Origin of the sequence: Halomonas sp. THAF5a (assembly GCF_009363755.1) — a bacterium.
Taxonomy (GTDB): Bacteria; Pseudomonadota; Gammaproteobacteria; order Pseudomonadales; family Halomonadaceae; genus Halomonas.
The window spans coordinates 3,000,521-3,014,644 of record NZ_CP045417.1; the positions used below are offsets into that span (position 1 = coordinate 3,000,521).

Consider the following 14,124-nt stretch of genomic DNA (forward strand, 5'->3'; position numbering starts at 1 on the left):
CTATCATCGTGCCACCGAAATCCCCCAACCAAGTGGCTCTACATGGCGCAATACGTCTACACCATGAACCGGGTGGGCAAGGTCGTGCCCCCCAAGAAGCAGATCCTCAAGGATATCTCGCTGTCGTTCTTCCCGGGCGCCAAGATCGGCGTGCTGGGCCTCAACGGCGCCGGCAAGTCGACGCTGCTGCGCATCATGGCCGGCGTCGACACCGAGTTCGAGGGTGAGGCGCGCCCCATGCCGGGCATCAACGTCGGCTACCTGCCCCAGGAGCCCGAGCTCGACGACGACAAGAACGTCCGCGAGACCGTGGAGGAGGCACTGGGCGAGGTCAAGGCCGCCCAGGAGCAGCTCGACGCCGTCTATGCCGCCTACGCCGAGCCGGACGCCGACTTCGACGCCCTGGCCGCCGAGCAGGCGCGCCTGGAGAACATCATCGAGGCCTCCGACGCCCACAACCTCGACCGCAAGCTCGAGGTCGCGGCCGAGGCCCTGCGCCTGCCCGCCTGGGACGCCCGCGTGGGCCACCTCTCCGGGGGCGAGCGCCGCCGCGTCGCGCTCTGCCGCCTGCTGCTCTCCAACCCGGACATGCTGCTGCTCGACGAGCCCACCAACCACCTGGACGCCGAGTCGGTAGCCTGGCTGGAGCGCTTCCTGCACGACTACAGCGGCACCGTGGTGGCGATCACCCACGACCGCTACTTCCTCGACAACGTGGCGGGCTGGATCCTCGAGCTCGACCGCGGCCAGGGCATCCCCTTCGAGGGCAACTACTCCGGCTGGCTGGAGGCCAAGGAGAAGCGCCTCGAGCAGGAGGCCAAGCAGGAGGCCTCGAAGAACAAGGCCATCAAGCAGGAGCTGGAGTGGGTGCGCTCCAACGCCAAGGGCCGCCAGGCCAAGAGCAAGGCGCGCCTCAACCGCTTCGAGGAGATGCAGTCCGGCGACTTCCAGAAGCGCAACGAGACCAACGAGATCTACATTCCGCCCGGTCCGCGCCTGGGCGACAAGGTCATCGAGTTCCACGACGTGGCCAAGGCCTTCGACGGCAAGCTGCTCTACGAGAACCTGGACTTCGCGGTGCCGCCCGGCGCCATCGTCGGCATCGTCGGCGGCAACGGCGCCGGCAAGTCGACGCTGTTCAAGCTGATCACCGGCCAGGAGCAGCCCGACCGCGGCGAGGTGGTGCGCGGCGAGACCGTGGACATCGCCTACGTCGAGCAGCTGCGCGACGCCCTCGACGACAAGCAGACGGTGTGGGAGGCGGTCTCCGACGGCCAGGATATCCTCAACATCAACGGCTATGAGGTCTCCTCGCGGGCCTACGTCGGTCGCTTCAACTTCAAGGGCAACGACCAGCAGAAGCGCCTGAACGAGCTCTCCGGCGGCGAGCGCGGGCGCCTGCAGCTGGCCCAGACCCTCAAGCAGGGCGCCAACGTGCTGCTGCTCGACGAGCCGTCCAACGACCTGGACATCGAGACCCTGCGCGCGCTGGAGGAGGCGCTGCTGGCCTTCCCCGGCTGCGCCCTGGTGATCTCCCACGACCGCTGGTTCCTCGACCGCATCGCGACCCACATCCTCGCCTTCGAGGGCGACTCCCACGTGGAGTTCTTCGCCGGCAACTACACCGAGTACGAGGCGGATCACAAGAAGCGCGTCGGCAACGACACGCCGCACCGCATGAAGTACAAGCGCATCGACGCCTGATCGACGCGCGACCGCGATCTCACCGCCCCCTCGCCCGCCGGCAGGGGGCGGTTTGCGTTGGGGACGATGCAGGGCTTGCTCCCGGCGCCCGGGCAGGCCATAAGGGGACTCGTCCCGCGAGGAGCCGCCCATGAAGCGCTCGATGATCTGGCCCCTGCGCCTGCTCAAGGCCTTCCGGCAGAGCATTGCCTACCTGCCCACCCTGCTGGCACTCGCCTACGGCCTGGCGAGCCTCGCCGCCCTGCTGCTGCCGATCTCCGACGAGCGGCTGCCGACCCTGCTCACGCTGCTCGGCCTCGAGGCCCCGGGGAACACCCGGGCGCTGCTCGCCGCCCTGCTCGGCGGCATGATCTCGCTGATGGTCTTCAGCTTCTCCATGGTGATGTCGGTGCTCTCCCAGGCCGGCGGGCAGTTCTCCCACAAGCTGGTCTTCGGGCTGATCTCGGAGCGGGCGCACCAGTGGGTGCTCGGCCACTACCTCGGCACCATCCTCTTCATCCTGATGCTGCTGATGGTGCCGGAGGTCGCCGAGGGCCAGGCGACCTGGCGCTCGCTGGCGATCTACCTGGCCTGCGCCATGGTCATCCACTGCCTGGCGCTGTTCGTCTACTTCATCCACAACGCCTCGATGTCGATCCAGATCGACGCCGTGGCCACCGACCTGCACCGCACCACGCTCTCCTCGATGCACGCCCTGCAGCGCCGCCAGCAGGGCCGGGAGTGGCGCCTGCTCGGCGATACCCCGCCCTCGAGGCATCCGTCCCATCCGGTGACCGCTCGCCGCGCCGGCTACCTGCAGAACGCCGACCTCGCCGCCCTGGCGGCGCTGGCGCGCCGGGTCGACGGCGTGGTGCACCTGCACTTCCGCTTCGGCGACTACGTGGTGGAGGGGCTGCCGATCCTGACGCTTCAATCCGCGAGCCCGCCCGAGACGGCCTGGTGCGAGGAGGCCCGCGCCGCCCTGGTCTACATGGAGGGGGAGGCGATCACCGAGCACCACGTGTTCGGCATGACCCAGCTGATGGAGATCGCCCTGAAGGCGCTCTCACCGGGCGTCAACGACCCCGGCACCGCCCGGCTCTGCCTGCATCGCCTGACCGACCTGCTGCGCCGGCGCCTCGAGTGGCAGCCCTGCAACGCGCGCTTCGATGACGACGGCCGCTGTCGGGTGACCTGGCAGGTGGAGGACTTCGAGAGCCTGCTCTATCGGCTCTTCCAGCCCATCCTGCACCACGGCCGGGACGACCTGAGCATCGGCCTGGGGGTGCTCAAGGCGCTGAAGACGCTGTCGCTGTTCGCCGAGCCCCGGGAGCTCGCGCTGCTGCAGGACCATGCCGACCGGGTGCTGGAGACCCTCGCCGAGGCGGTCCGCCATCCGCTGGACCGCGACTTCGTCTCGGCGCGCCTGGACGACGGCCTGCACCGGCTCCGGCTGCCGGCCGCCCTGCCCGGCGGCTGAGCCCGCGGCCTCAGTAGGGCTTGGCCTCGCCGCGCGGGCGGGTCTTGAAGCGCCGGTGCAGCCACAGGTACTGCTCCGGGTGGCGGCGGATCGCCGCCTCGATCACCGCGTTGATGCGGGTGGCATCGGCCACCTCGTCGCCGCAGGGGAAGTCCTCGAGGGGCGGCAGGTACTCCAGGGTGTAGGTGCGATCGTCCGGATTGCGGTGGTAGATCAGGGGTAGCACCGGCGCCCCGGTCATGCGCGCGATGCGTGCCGTCATGCGCACCGTGGCCGCCTGAACGCCGAAGAAGGGGGCGAAGACGCTGGCCTCGCGGCCGAAGTCCTGGTCCGGCGAGTACCAGACCGCATGGCCCTCCTTGATGCGGCGCACCACGCCGCGCAGGTCATGGCGCTCGATGATGGTATCGAAATAGCGCGCCCGGGCCCGCGCCATGAAGCGGTCGAACAACGGGTTGTCGTGGGGGCGCTGGACGGCATCGACGCGGAAGTAGAGCGCGTGCAGGGCGCCGCCCAGGTCGAGGGTGGAGAAGTGGATGCCGAGGATCAACGCGCCGCGGCCCTGGGCCTGGAGCCTTGCCATGTGCTCCTGCCCGCGGAAGGTCACCCGGTGGCGCAGGTGCTCGTGGTTCCGGCACCAGCCGGTGGCCGTCTCGACCAGGCCAATGCCGTTGGCGATGAAGCTCTCCCGCACCAGGGCGGCCTGCTGGTCGGCATCGCGCTCCGGGAAGCAGAGCCGGATATTGGTCTCGGTGATGTGTCGGCGGCGTCGGGCGAAGCGCCAGGCGGCGAGGCCGATGGCCTTGCCCACCGCGAGCTTCACCCGCCAGGGCAGCCAGGCCACCGCGTGCATGGCGCCGATGGCGAGCCAGGTCGGCCAGTAGCGCGGGTGGGCGAAGGAGGTCTGGGGGGTGTCGTCCGTGGACATGCGGCTTCCCTGGGGCGGCGATCAGTGCGCGCCATGATAGCGCCTGGGCACCCTCGGCAGCACCCCCGTGAGCAGGGTGTAGCTGATGGTGTCGCAGTGGCGGGCCACCTCGTCCACCGAGAGCACCTCGCCGCTGGCCGCCCGGCCCCAGAGCACCACCTCGCTGCCGATGTCGGCCTCGGGGAGATCGGTGAGGTCCACGGTGAGCATGTCCATGGAGACCTTGCCGGCGATCGCCGTGCGCCGGCCGTCGACCAGCACCGGGGTGCCGTCGACCGCGTGCCGGTCGTAGCCGTCGCCGTAGCCCGCCGCCACCACGCCGATCCGCGAGGGGCGCGACGCCCGCCAGCGCCCGCCGTAGCCCACCGGCTCGCCCGCGGCGATCTCGCGCACGGCGATGATCGCCGAGCGCAGGGTCATCACCGGAGCGAGTCGCCGGCTCACCGCGTTGGCGACCTCCAGCGGGTCGCTGCCGTAGAGCATCACCCCGGGGCGGTTCCAGGCGCCGTGGGCGGCGGGCCGGGACAGGGTGGCGGGCGAGTTGGCCAGGCAGGTGGGCGCGTCGAGCCGCGCCGCCAGCGCCGCCAGCAGCCCGAGCTGCCGCTCGAAGTAGGCCGGCTCCCGGGCGTCGGCGGTGGCGAAGTGGCTCATCAGGTGCAGGTCGCAGGCGTGGGCGGGTGCCGCGGCGAGCCGCGCCCAGGCCGCCTCGGCCCGCTCCGGCGGGAAGCCCAGCCGGTGCATGCCCGAGTCCACCTTGAGCCAGACCGGGATGGGGCGGGCCGGTCGGTAGGCGAGCAGCGCGTCTAGCTGCCACTCGCTGTGCACCGCCATCCACAGCCCCAGCGCCTCGACACGCTCGAGCTCGGCGGCCTCGAAGATGCCCTCGAGCAGCACGATGGGGGCGGTGATGCCCCCCTCGCGGAGCGTCTCGGCCTCCTCGAGGCAGGCCACGGCGAAGGCCGGCGCCAGGTCCTCGAGGGCGCGGGCGCAACGCAGCGCGCCGTGACCGTAGGCGTCGGCCTTGATCACGGCCACGGAGCGACTGCGGGGGGCCTGGTCACGGGCCAGGCGGTAGTTGTGACGCAGGGCGTCGAGGTCGATATCGGCAATCAGCGGCCGGGCCATGATCGGTATCCTGTCGCGTCGTGGGATAGACGATAATTATCCCTCAATCAGGCCGGGAGTTCATGGCAAAAGGCGCTGCATGGCGCCATGCAGCCAGACATTCCTCTGGCCGAATGGCGTAAGGGCAGTGAAATCGACTGGCCCGAATCGAACGCGGGCCGCCGGGGGATCACTCGAAGATGGCGTCCAGCGATAGACCCTGCTTGTCGAGCATGCGGCGCAGCTTCTTCAGGGCCTCCACCTGGATCTGGCGGACCCGCTCGCGGGTCAGGCCGATCTCCTCGCCGACCTGCTCGAGGGTCGCGGCCTCGTGGCCCCGCAGGCCGAAGCGGCGCACCACCACCTCCATCTGCTTCTCGGTGAGCTCCGCCAGCCACTCGTCGACATGCTGGCGAACGTCGCCGTCGACCAGGGTCGACTCGGGGCCCATGTCGTTGTCGTCGGCCAGGGTCTCGATCAGCGGCTTGTCGCTCTCGGTGCCCATCGGGTAGTCGACGGAGGAGACCCGCTCGTTGAGGCCCATCATCTTCTTGACGGTCTCCACCGGCTTGTCGAGATAGTCGGCGACCTCCTCGGCGGTGGCCTCATGGTCGAGCTTCTGGGTCAGCTCGCGGGCCGCCCGCAGGTAGATGTTGAGCTCCTTGACCACATGGATCGGCAGGCGAATCGTGCGGGTCTGGTTCATCAGGGCCCGCTCGATGGTCTGGCGGATCCACCAGGTGGCGTAGGTCGAGAATCGGAAGCCGCGCTCGGGGTCGAACTTCTCGACGGCGCGGATCAGGCCCAGGTTGCCCTCCTCGATGAGGTCGAGCAGGGTGAGGCCGCGGTTGAGATAGCGCCGGGCGATCTTCACCACCAGGCGCAGGTTGGACTCGATCATCCGCGAGCGGCCCAGCGGATCGCCCTTGCGGGCCAGCCGCCCGAAGTGAACCTCCTCCTCGGGCGTCAGCAGCGGCGAGAAGCCGATCTCGTTGAGATAGATCTGGGTGGCATCGAGGCTGTGCCGGTGATGGCGATCCTCGCGGCTCAGGGCCTTCTCGAAGGCGTCCTCATCACCGCTCAGGGTCTCCTCTTCCTCCTCGTCGATCTCCTCGCGTTCGTCCTCCGCCTCGACGGTGTCGTCGTCCGCCTCTTCGGCGGACGCCAGATTCACATCCTGAAGGTCCCGTTCAAGCATGCTCATCGATTTCTACCCCATGGTTGCGACCGGGCGCCGTAGGTCCAAGGCCGGACGATCGACGCACGAGATTATTATTGTTGAGTGTCCCGGACCCTCTGCCCTGGGTGATGGCCGCCGCCGACCGGGATCAGCGAGGCGGCAGATACTCCAGGGGATCCTGAGGCTGGCCGTCCTTGCGCACCTCGAAGTGCAGCCTGACATCCTCGGCATCGCTGTCACCCATGGTGGCGATGACCTCGCCGGCCTCGACCACGTCGTTCTCCTCGACGTGAAGGGCCTGATTGTGGGCGTAGGCGCTGAGGAACTGGTCGTTATGCTTGAGCAGGATCAGGTTGCCGTAGCCCCTGACACCGCTGCCCGCGTAGACCACGATCCCCGGCCCGGCTGCCTTGACAGACTGCCCCTTTTGCCCCGCGATATCAATGCCGGCGGTGATGCTGCTGCCCTCGCCGAAGCGTCCCACCACCTCGCCGGGTGCGGGCCACTGCCAGGGGACCTCGTCCACCGGGGTGTAGCGCCGCTCGTCGCTCGCCGGAGCGTCGGGCTCGCCGGCCACCGAGGCGCCCTCGTCGGCGGCCGCCGGGGCCTCGCCGCTCGGCTCGGACGGCGCCTGGGCGGCCTGCTCGGGCTCCTGCTCGGCGGCCGGCTCGGTGCCCTCGGCGGCCACCTGCCGGGACTCGGCATCCCGCTCGCGGCGTTCGGCCAGGTCGCGCTCGCTCAGCTCGCCATCCGCCCCGGGGCTGTCGTAGCTGTAGACCGGGCCCGGGCCCTGATCGGCACCCGATACGGCATCGGCGCTCTCCATGGCCGTCTGGCTGGGGCCCTGTGACGGATCGTCCTGCTGGCGATCGGCCGAGAGGCGCCGGTTGCGCTCGATGGCGCTCTCGTCGGGCATCAGCCAGTCGAGGTCCTCGCCGCTGGCCGAGGCCGCGCCGCCGAGGCCGGTGGCCACCACGCCGCCGCCCTGGGACTCGGCCTGGGCGGACGCCGCGGCGCCCGCTCCCTCGCCGCCGAGGGTCAGCGTCTGGCCGGGCTCGATGCGGTAGGGCGGGCCGATGCGGTTGAGGCGCGCCAGGTCGCGATAGTCCATGTCGTGGCGCCAGGCGATGCCATAGAGGGTATCCCCCGCCTCGACGGTGTACTGGGCCGGGCGCGTCTCCGCGCGGGCGGCCGAGAGGTCGCGGACCTGGACGGGACCGCTCGCGCCCTGCTGGGCGGCGCAGCCGGCCAGCGCCAGCGCCAGCCCGGAAATCAGAAATACCTTATGCATCGGAGCCTTCCTCCTTGTCAGCACCTTGTCGGGGGCCGGCGATCGCCGCGCGGCGGGCGACCGGCCGCGCGGCCTCGGCGGAACGGTTGGCCCAGGCGAGCAGCAGCACCAGGGCGGCACCGGCCAGCATCAGGGCGATCACCGCCAGCAGCTGGGCGGGCTCGCCGGTCAGCTCGGCGAAGTCGGCCGGGGTCAGATAGCGATAGTCGAGGGGGATCATCTGGCCCTCGGCGCCCAGCTGGTAGCGTACCAGTTCGCGCCACGGCCAGAGTACCGGCAGCGAGCCGATGATGAAGCCGACCAGCAGCTGCAGGGTCGGGGTATGGTGATGGCGCAACAGCCAGGAGAGCAGCCGCGAGAAGCCGAACAGGCCGACCAGGCAGCCCGCGCCGAACAGCGCCATCAGCCCCATGTCGAAGCCGCGGATCCCCTCCATCACCGTGCCGTAGAGCCCCATGGTCAGCAGCAGGAAGCTGCCCGAGACCCCGGGCAGCAGCAGCGCGCTGATGGCGATGGCGCCCCCCACCACCAGCACCAGGTCGGGATGGCCGAGCCCCGCGACCAGCGGCATCAGCGACGGCAACCCGTGGGCCAGCAGCAGGCCGACGGCCAGCGGCACCAGATGCCACCAGCGCCAGTCCTCCGGGTGGCGACTGACCACCACGGCGGAGGCCGCCACCAGGCCGAAGAAGAAGCCGTTGAGCAGCAGGGGGTAGTCGTCGATCAGCCAGACGACCAGGTGCGCCACGCTGAACAGGCTCAGCAGGATCCCGGCCAGCAGCGGCAGCAGGAAGGCCAGGTTGAGGTGCCGCGCCAGGCGCGCGAGCCCGCCCGTTCGCCACGCCACGAAGGCCCCCGGCCCGAACTGCTTGATGGTGTGGATCAGCTCCTCGTAGATGCCGGTGACGAAGGCGATGGTGCCGCCGGAGACGCCGGGGACGGCATCGGCGGCCCCCATGCCCGCGCCCCTGAAGAAGATTCCGAGATGACGCTTCACAGCCGTCTCCTTTCCACGAATGATGCCCTGCTCACCGGATGACGCCCTCGAGCAGGGGCACGAAGCGCACCGGCTCCAGCCGCTCGCTGGCGAAGCCGTCGCCGCGCCGGCGCACCCGGGTCAGCCACTGGCTGCCGTCGGGCTGGGCCAGGGGGGCGATCAGCACCCCCTCCTCGCCGAGCTGGGCGAGCAGCGGGCCGGGCAGCTCGCTGGCGCAGGCGGTCAGCAGGATGACGTCGAAGGGCGCCTCCTCCGACCAGCCGTGACCGCCATCGGCCAGGCGCAGCCGCACGTTGCTCGCCTCGAGCCCGCGCAGCCGCTCGGCGGCGCGGCGCTGCAGGGCATTGATCCGCTCCACGGACCAGAGTTCCGCGACCAGCCGCGACAGCACCAGGGTCTGGTAGCCGGAGCCGGTGCCGACCTCCAGCACCCGCGACGGCGCCTCCTGGATCACGAGCTCGGTCATCCGCGCCACCATCCAGGGCTGGGAGAGGGTCTGGCCGTGACCGATGGGCAGCGAGGAGTCCTCGTAGGCGCGGTGCGACAGCGCCTCGTCGAGGAAGAGGTGGCGCGGCTCTCGGGCCATGACCTCCAGCACGCGGCGGTCGCGCACCCCCTGGTTGGCCAGGCGGCGCACCATGCGATCGCGGGTGCGCTGCGATGTCATGCCGACACCGCGCAGCAGTTCAGATGAGGGCATCCAGCCAGTCCTGCACGTCGTCGCGCGCTGCATGCCGGGTCAGGTCGGTCTGCAGCGGCGTGATGGAAACATAGCCCGCCTCGACGGCGGCGAAGTCGGTGTCCGGGCCGTCGTCGGCGTTCTCGCCCGCGGCGGCGATCCAGTAGCGCAGCCGACCGCGGGGATCGCGCACCTCGAGGGGGCGGGCCGCCGGGCCGCGATGGCCCATGCGGGTGACTCGGAAGCCGCGCAGCTCCTCCCAGGGCAGGTCCGGCACGTTGACGTTGAGCAGGCTGCGCGGCGGCAGCGAGAGCCGGTCCGCCGCCCCCACCAGGCTCGCCGCGACCCGCCCGGCGGTCGCGAAGTGGCGCGAGCCGACCAGCGACATGGCGATGGCCGCCGTGCCCAGGGTGCGCCCTTCCATGGCGGCCGCCACGGTGCCGGAATAGAGCACGTCGTCGCCCAGGTTGCCGCCGTGGTTGATGCCCGAGATCACGAGGTCCGGCCGCTCGTCCCAGACGCCGTTGACGCCCAAGTAGACGCAGTCCGCCGGGGTGCCGTCGACGCTGTAGAAGCCGTTGTCGAGGGACGACAGCGACAGCGGCCGACTCAGGGTGAGCGAGTTGCTCGCCCCGCTCTTGTCGCGGTCGGGCGCCACCACCCGCAGCCTGGCGTAGGGCAGCAGGGCATCATAGAGGGCGCGCAGCCCCGGCGCATGAACGCCATCGTCGTTGGAAAGCAGCAGTCGGCGCATCAGGAGCTCCTGTCGGGGGACGCGGGATCGAGAGTCGGATGGGCGATCAGCTCGCGCAGCACGGCGGTGGCGAAGGCCCCCCGGGGCAGGCTGAACGAGAGCCACAGGGCGCCGTCGCAGCGGGCGAGCGACGGCTCGCCGAGACGCAGTCGCAGCGCCCGGCGCCCCAGGCGCACCCCGGCCCGCTCGAGGCCGTCGCAGAGATGCGGATAGCGCGCCATGACGGCGGCCTCCCGCGCACCCGCCTCGCCGGCGGCCCGGGAGTCGCCCGAGCCCCACAGCGCGCCGGCCGGGTGCAGGTCGAGGCGCGCGGCCCGCTCGCGTAGCTCGACGAGCCCCTCGGCCTCCTCCGGCGCGACGCCGAACTGGCTGGCGCTGCCGTCGAGCATCACCACCTCGCCGGGCAGCGGGGTCGCCCAGCTGCCGTCGCGGATCCGCGCGGCGAGCAGCTCGTTGAACAGGAAGCTGCGCGCCGCCGAGAGCAGCATGCCGTCGCGATCGTCGCGCTTGCGCCAGCCACGCGCCAGCACGCCCCGAGCGCGCTGCAGGTTGCGCCCGTGGGGGCCGAAGCGCTGGGGGCCGAAGTAGTTGGCGACCCCCTCCTGGCAGAGCCGCGCCCAGCGCGCCTCGAGGCCGGGGTCCTCGACCGCCGCGCCGGTGAGGCGCAGCGAGAAGCGGTTGGCGCGATGCACGCCGCGCTTGAGCTTGCGGGGATGGCGGGCCTGCTCGAGCACGTGGATGCCGCGCCCGGCGAGCCGCTCGACGAGCCCCTCGGGGGCCTCGCGGCCCGGCAGCTGCACCGAGAGCCACTGGCGGGTCACCGCCACGCGATCCTTCATGCCGGCATAGCCGACCGCCCGGGGGGAGGCCTCGCAGAGCCGCGCCAGCTCGCGCACCGCCATGGCGGTGGTCAGGTCGCGCTTCTCGACAAACAGCCACAGGTGCTCGCCCTCCCCCTCCGGGGCGAAGTCGAGGACCTCCTCGACCCTGAAGTCCTCGGGCGCGGCGCGGTAGTCGCCGGCCGGCGGCGGGCCGAGGGCGTCGTCCAGCACCCGCGGCCAGGCCAGCGGCCAGTCGATGGCGTCCTGGGCGTGCGTCGCCGTGGCCTCATGCATCGGCGCCGGCCCCCTCGCGCATCAGCAGCACCACCGCCTCGGCGGCGATGCCCTCGCCGCGGCCGGTGAAGCCGAGCCGCTCGGTGGTGGTGGCCTTGACGTTGACCGCCGCGGCCGCGACGCCGAGGTCCTCGGCGATGCGTTCGGCCATGGTGGCGACATGGGGGGCGAGCTTCGGCGCCTGGGCGAGCACCGTGGCGTCCAGGTTGCCGACCCGGTAGCCGGCCTCCCGGGCGAGGCCCGCCACATGGCGCAGCAGCGCCCGACTGTCGGCGCCGGCCCAGGCCGGGTCGGTGTCGGGGAAGTGGCGGCCGATGTCGCCGAGGCCGCAGGCGCCGAGCAGGGCGTCGCAGACCGCGTGCAGCAGCACGTCGCCGTCGGAGTGGGCCACGAAGCCGTGGTCGAAGGGCACGGCGACGCCGCCGATCATCAGGTGGTCGCCCTCGCCGAAGCGATGGACGTCGAAGCCATGGCCGATTCGCATCATGCGCTGTCTGCCCCCGCCGGGGGCACCTCGGGTGTCGATGAGGCGTCCTGGGCGGCCTGCCGCTGGGCCAGCAACACCAGCTCGGCCAGGGCCAGGTCCTCGGGATGAGTGATCTTGAGATTGTCGCGCCGTCCGGCGACCAGCCGCGGCGCCTGTCCGGCGGCCTCCACCGCCGAGGCCTCATCGGTGACGCGAGCGCCCCCGGCGAGGGCGTCATGGAGAGCCCGGCGCAGCGGACCGAAGCGGAAGCCCTGGGGGGTGAAGGCGTGCCAGAGCCCCTCCCGGGACTCGGTGGCGGCCACCCGCCCGGCGCCGTCGTCGCGCTTCATGGTATCGGCGACCGGCGCGGCCAGAAGCCCCCCCACGGGGTCGTCGGCCAGGGCGGCCACCAGGCGCTCGAGGTCCTCCACAGTGACGCAGGGCCGGGCCACGTCGTGGACCAGCACCAGGTCGTCGTCCGCGGCGTCCGGGGCGATGGCCGCCAGGGCCGCGATCACCGAGTCGACCCGCTCGGCGCCGCCGGGCGTTCGGCGCCAGTCGGCGAAGGGCACCCAGGCGGGGTCGAAGTGGGCGTCGTCCGGGTCCAGGCAGAGGCAGAGCCGCGCCTCGGGCAGGGCCTCGTGGAGCCGCGCCAGGGTACAGGCCAGCACCGGGCGGCCGGCCAGCGTGAGGTACTGCTTGGGGCGGTCGGCGCCCATCCGGCGTCCCTGCCCCGCCGCGGGCACCACGAGCCATGGTCGGTCGCTCACGGGCGCCCCTCCGTGCCCGGCGCCGGCAGGCCGATCAGCCCGGCGTTGACCGCCTGGCCGCTGGCCTCCACCGCCACGCCGGGCACCCAGAAGAACTGCTCGTCGCTTCTCACCATGCCGATATCGCTGCGCGCCCGCTCCTCGATGGCGTCCAGCCCGGTCTTGAGGTCGACGACCTCGGCGGCGAGACGGGCGTTGCGGTCGCGCAGCGGCTGGTTCTCGGCCTCCAGGGCCGCGACGCGCGCGCGCACCTCGGCGAGCTCGCGAAGACCGCCCTCGCCGAGCCACAGGCGAAACTGCAGCAGGGCGATCAGCAGGGTGAGCACGATGGCCAGCCACTTCAACATGCGGGAGCATCCGTCACGAGGGGATCAATGGCGGCATTATGCCATCTTGTGGTGCAAAGCGGCGAGGCGAGAGCGCGACACGATAGCGGCCATGCCCCGAGGAGGCGACGCGGCGCCGTGGGCATCGACCGCAATGCCCTCCTCCTCACGCGCGGAAAGGCCATGAAAAGGAGGGAAGCATACAGGAAATTACATTTGGAAGGGCAGCCTGAAATCCAGGGTGAGGTCGGGCGCATCATCCGTCATCCCGACGCCCACGTTGGTCACGATAGACGTCGAATCCGTGAGGCCATAGGTGGCGCCGAAGTTGACGGACGCCGCGTTGGCGCCGCTGCCGATCACTTCCTGCTCCCGACCGCCGGAGGTGATTTTCGTTTCGAAGGAGTGCTGATGCGACAGCGACATGGAGAGGCTGAAACGCTGATTCAGAGCGAAGGCCGTGCCGAAGCCCATGCTGATGGTGTCGCCAAGATTCACGTCGCCGGGCACGGCTTCCTCACCCGAGCTGATATCGTCGAAGCTGCGCTCGATGTTATGGGTGTATCCCACGTTGGCAAAGATAATCGCCGGATCGACGGTTTTCAGAAACGACAGCCCCGTGCTCACTCCCCACACGCCGTTGCCCGAGGGCAGATCCTTCGGCACGGTGAGGTTCTCCAGCTCACCGTCTCCACGGTCTATCGTGGTGGTGCGGATGTCGTAGGGGTGCTTGCCGGTGGGCGCCCGAACGGACAGGTTCCAGACGACATCGGGACGCACCTCGGCCTCTGGCAGCACACGGTAGTAGAGTCCGGCGCTGACGTCTCCCAGACGCCCCTGTTCGACGGTGGCATCGACCGGGGCGTCAGGGTTCCCCCCCGCGCCGCCCGTTTCGTAACGGCTGTTGCGGTAGACATAGGGGATGGAGAGCTCCACCTCCAGGCGATCCGTGATGCCGTAGCGCGCGGTCACGTCGAAAGTCGTCGTATGACTCTCGACGTTATCGACGCTGATGTTGCCCAGAAAGATGGCATCGAGGGCGAGGAAACCGCTCAGCCCCAACTCGCTACGGTCCGAATAGGAGTAGCTAATGCCGGGCTCGATCGTCAGGCGCCGGGAAAAGAGCGCGTGCTCCTCACGTAGGACGTCTTTCACGCTCTGGCTGGGCTGCGCCTCGCGAATGCGCTCGTCATTAGCGCCTCCCTGCGCCACGGCGAGTGGCGAGATAAAAGCGGCGAGCAGCAGCAGCGCCGAGCCGCGGCACGCGGCGCTTTGCAAGTTGTTGTAAACCCTATTGTAAACATTATTATCCGGCATCGTTAACTCCCCTGAGTGCATGAACCCGGTAAGG

14 protein-coding genes are annotated in these 14,124 nt (G+C 70.7%); 2 read left to right on the top strand and 12 right to left on the bottom strand.

The window, feature by feature from the left end; translation table 11 throughout:
• Positions 1 to 42 precede the first annotated feature (42 nt).
• Together ettA and FIU83_RS13610 are read left to right on the top strand one after the other, a co-directional pair.
• Positions 43 to 1,704 (top strand): energy-dependent translational throttle protein EttA, encoded by a 1,662-nt coding sequence (ettA, locus tag FIU83_RS13605; RefSeq protein WP_152484544.1) that lies wholly within the window; start codon positions 43 to 45, stop codon positions 1,702 to 1,704.
• Positions 1,705 to 1,834: 130 nt separating this feature from the next.
• On the top strand, positions 1,835 to 3,163 hold the full coding sequence (locus FIU83_RS13610) for a DUF2254 domain-containing protein (RefSeq protein ID WP_152484545.1): 1,329 nt from the start codon (positions 1,835 to 1,837) through the stop codon (positions 3,161 to 3,163).
• A 10-nt stretch (positions 3,164 to 3,173) separates the two neighbouring features.
• On the opposite strand, the gene lpxL is transcribed toward FIU83_RS13610, so the two are convergent.
• The 12 genes from lpxL to FIU83_RS13665 all read right to left on the bottom strand — a co-directional run bounded on the left by lpxL (position 3,174) and on the right by FIU83_RS13665 (position 14,090).
• Positions 3,174 to 4,091, bottom strand: coding sequence for an LpxL/LpxP family Kdo(2)-lipid IV(A) lauroyl/palmitoleoyl acyltransferase (gene lpxL / locus FIU83_RS13615; RefSeq protein ID WP_152484546.1), 918 nt, complete (start codon positions 4,089 to 4,091; stop codon positions 3,174 to 3,176).
• 21 nt (positions 4,092 to 4,112) lie between these two features.
• Positions 4,113 to 5,216 carry an alanine racemase gene (gene alr / locus FIU83_RS13620; RefSeq protein ID WP_152484547.1) on the bottom strand — a complete coding sequence of 368 codons (1,104 nt, stop codon included), beginning with the start codon at positions 5,214 to 5,216 and terminating at the stop codon, positions 4,113 to 4,115.
• A 169-nt stretch (positions 5,217 to 5,385) separates the two neighbouring features.
• Positions 5,386 to 6,399, bottom strand: a complete 1,014-nt coding sequence (gene rpoS / locus FIU83_RS13625; protein ID WP_152484548.1) for an RNA polymerase sigma factor RpoS — start codon at positions 6,397 to 6,399, stop codon at positions 5,386 to 5,388.
• Positions 6,400 to 6,523: 124 nt separating this feature from the next.
• Entirely contained in the window at positions 6,524 to 7,666 is a 1,143-nt protein-coding gene (locus tag FIU83_RS13630; RefSeq protein ID WP_152484549.1) for a peptidoglycan DD-metalloendopeptidase family protein, read from the bottom strand.
• On the bottom strand, positions 7,659 to 8,663 hold the full coding sequence (locus FIU83_RS13635) for a DUF368 domain-containing protein (RefSeq protein WP_152484550.1): 1,005 nt from the start codon (positions 8,661 to 8,663) through the stop codon (positions 7,659 to 7,661). Before FIU83_RS13635 ends, FIU83_RS13630 begins: the two co-directional genes overlap by 8 nt.
• 31 nt (positions 8,664 to 8,694) lie before the next feature.
• Positions 8,695 to 9,363, bottom strand: coding sequence for a protein-L-isoaspartate(D-aspartate) O-methyltransferase (locus FIU83_RS13640; RefSeq protein WP_152484551.1), 669 nt, complete (start codon positions 9,361 to 9,363; stop codon positions 8,695 to 8,697).
• Positions 9,350 to 10,096: a 5'/3'-nucleotidase SurE gene (gene surE, locus FIU83_RS13645; RefSeq protein WP_152484552.1), complete on the bottom strand. Its 747-nt coding sequence runs from the start codon at positions 10,094 to 10,096 to the stop codon at positions 9,350 to 9,352. The genes FIU83_RS13640 and surE overlap by 14 nt, the downstream gene beginning before the upstream one ends.
• Positions 10,096 to 11,211 carry a tRNA pseudouridine(13) synthase TruD gene (gene truD / locus FIU83_RS13650; RefSeq protein ID WP_152484553.1) on the bottom strand — a complete coding sequence of 372 codons (1,116 nt, stop codon included), beginning with the start codon at positions 11,209 to 11,211 and terminating at the stop codon, positions 10,096 to 10,098. Before truD ends, surE begins: the two co-directional genes overlap by 1 nt.
• Positions 11,204 to 11,695: a 2-C-methyl-D-erythritol 2,4-cyclodiphosphate synthase gene (gene ispF / locus FIU83_RS13655; protein ID WP_152485374.1), complete on the bottom strand. Its 492-nt coding sequence runs from the start codon at positions 11,693 to 11,695 to the stop codon at positions 11,204 to 11,206. Before ispF ends, truD begins: the two co-directional genes overlap by 8 nt.
• On the bottom strand, positions 11,695 to 12,447 hold the full coding sequence (gene ispD, locus FIU83_RS17655; protein WP_301538562.1) for a 2-C-methyl-D-erythritol 4-phosphate cytidylyltransferase: 753 nt from the start codon (positions 12,445 to 12,447) through the stop codon (positions 11,695 to 11,697). Before ispD ends, ispF begins: the two co-directional genes overlap by 1 nt.
• On the bottom strand, positions 12,444 to 12,794 hold the full coding sequence (ftsB, locus tag FIU83_RS17660) for a cell division protein FtsB (RefSeq protein WP_253939477.1): 351 nt from the start codon (positions 12,792 to 12,794) through the stop codon (positions 12,444 to 12,446). The genes ispD and ftsB overlap by 4 nt, the downstream gene beginning before the upstream one ends.
• 189 nt (positions 12,795 to 12,983) lie before the next feature.
• On the bottom strand, positions 12,984 to 14,090 hold the full coding sequence (locus FIU83_RS13665) for a hypothetical protein (protein WP_253939478.1): 1,107 nt from the start codon (positions 14,088 to 14,090) through the stop codon (positions 12,984 to 12,986).
• Between the last annotated feature and the right edge of the window lie 34 nt (positions 14,091 to 14,124).